The sequence below is a fragment of the Leisingera sp. MMG026 genome, from assembly GCF_021654205.1.
Classification (GTDB): Bacteria; Pseudomonadota; Alphaproteobacteria; order Rhodobacterales; family Rhodobacteraceae; genus Leisingera.
On record NZ_JAKFZM010000156.1, the window covers coordinates 1 to 458 of the forward strand.

Sequence of the window (458 nt, forward strand, 5' to 3'; positions counted from 1 at the left end):
ATGCTGTTTGGTGATCGCCCGGCGCACCCGTTCATTCTTCAATGCGGTTTGGCCTTCAGCCGGGTTGTAGCGCAGGCCGTTGCCGTCGCCCAAGCCAACATCGGTGATTTGCACCGCCAGCCCGCTGGACAGGGCCTGGGCAAGTTTGTCCTGCCCTTTCGCGGTAATGATCTGGACGCTGTTAAGCGGCATAGGGTGCTCCTTCAGGTACGCGGATCGTGATCAGATCCCGGATGACAGCGCGTCCGGTCACGGCCAGGCGGGCAGCGGCGGCGGCCTGTGATTTGCGCGCAGGCGCGGCGGGTTTGGCGTCCGTCCGGATTGCGGCCTTGCCTCGTGCCGCAAAGCGCAGGGCGGCGGCGGTTTCAGAGGATTTGACGGGCGCGGCCGGGGCAGTCTGATCCGCAATCAGCACCCGCCCGCGCACGCCTAGCCGGGTCTGTACCGGGGCATGAAAC

Annotated in this window: 2 protein-coding genes; both read right to left on the minus strand. The window is 65.9% G+C overall.

Translation table 11 applies throughout. From position 1 onward, the window contains the following. Positions 1–192, minus strand: a 192-nt coding sequence (locus L1069_RS23935) for a phage tail protein (protein WP_237457306.1), incomplete at its 3' end; no start/stop codon positions are given. Then, positions 182–458: hypothetical protein (locus L1069_RS23940; protein ID WP_237457307.1), on the minus strand; the 277-nt coding region annotated here is incomplete at its 5' end. The genes L1069_RS23940 and L1069_RS23935, both read right to left, overlap by 11 nt.